The organism is Silvimonas sp. (assembly GCF_031291215.1).
In the GTDB taxonomy this organism is placed as follows: domain Bacteria; phylum Pseudomonadota; class Gammaproteobacteria; order Burkholderiales; family Chitinibacteraceae; genus Silvimonas; species Silvimonas soli.
The window spans coordinates 1-1108 of sequence record NZ_JARLJK010000147.1 but is presented as its reverse complement, the minus strand read 5'-3'; the positions used below and the strand labels follow the sequence as shown (position 1 = coordinate 1108).

The following is a 1108-nucleotide window of genomic DNA, read 5'->3' as shown; positions in this document are numbered from 1 at the left end:
TGAATCCGCCCGACAATCCCTCTTTTCATCTGCGCCGCGCCCGTTATATGCGCAGGCCTCGTTGGGGCGTCGCCAAGTGGTAAGGCACCGGTTTTTGGTACCGGCATCCGCAGGTTCGAATCCTGCCGCCCCAGCCAATTGCTTTAAAAGCATAAAATACCCTTTGAAAAATAGTTACCCACAGCGTTCCGCAGTTCATTCTGCACTTCAGGGTGCGGTTCATTCCGAATGGGCCTGTCGCGACTCCGGTTTGGCGACCGCAGAATTGCTCTGGACAGCAGTTAGCGCCTGGTATCGGTCGAGCATGTCCTTGACGGTTCGGATCGTCCAACCCGACATTGCAGCGATTTCCGACGGGGTGCCGCCGGCATCGGCAAGCATCGTGCAACTCGTCCCGCGAATGTCGTGAAAATGCAGACCATCGAGACCCGCGTCAGACTGCCAAGCACGCTTATGCCGGTGATATTGCGCTGCTTCAGGTTCTCTGCCTGAAAAGCCGTAATGGCAATCGGCACGGTCTGGATCGACTCCGACCGCGAGGTCGCCGTCACGACGATGTCCTGCCCTGTGCCGTTGGCGTCACGGCCACCCATGCCGACGGGTGACGAATTGGGCGACGTGGCAGCTTTTGCCATCCAAGTGTTCGAAGACGAGGAACGCAAGCCTCAATGTCTATGTAATATCAATTGCAACCAATATGGTATCTACATATCGCGGATACATCAGGCGGACGGAGAGCAAATTGTGGCCACTCTCCGCATGTCCAGGGAGCGCGCACGAACAGGTGCCAGAGGAACCCGCAACTGCGATCTGTCCATCCACCAGTTGAGATCAGGTCTGGTGATGACTGTCCGTGCGCTCATCCATTGTATGCGGCCGGTCAATCTGCCGGAGCGTCTTGAACGCGACGGCGATGATGGTCGCGGTCAAGATCGTTGCCGCCCCCCCGACGACCACCGCAGGAACCAGCCCCAGCCAACTTGCCGTCACCCCGGACTCGAACGCCCCGATCTGGTTGGAACTGCTGATGAAGATGCCGTTTACCGCACCGACCCGACCACGCAGCGCCGGGGGCGTGCGCAGTTGAACCAGCGCGCTGCGAATATGG

1 tRNA gene and 1 pseudogene are annotated in these 1108 nt (G+C 58.8%); one reads left to right on the top strand and one right to left on the bottom strand.

Going from position 1 to position 1108, the window contains the following annotated elements:
- Positions 1-62 precede the first annotated feature (62 nt).
- Positions 63-137 (top strand) — tRNA-Gln (locus tag P4L78_RS21600).
- 694 nt (positions 138-831) lie between these two features.
- Here P4L78_RS21600 and P4L78_RS21595 read toward each other — a convergent pair.
- A pseudogene (locus tag P4L78_RS21595) lies at positions 832-1108 on the bottom strand (hypothetical protein); the annotation flags it as partial.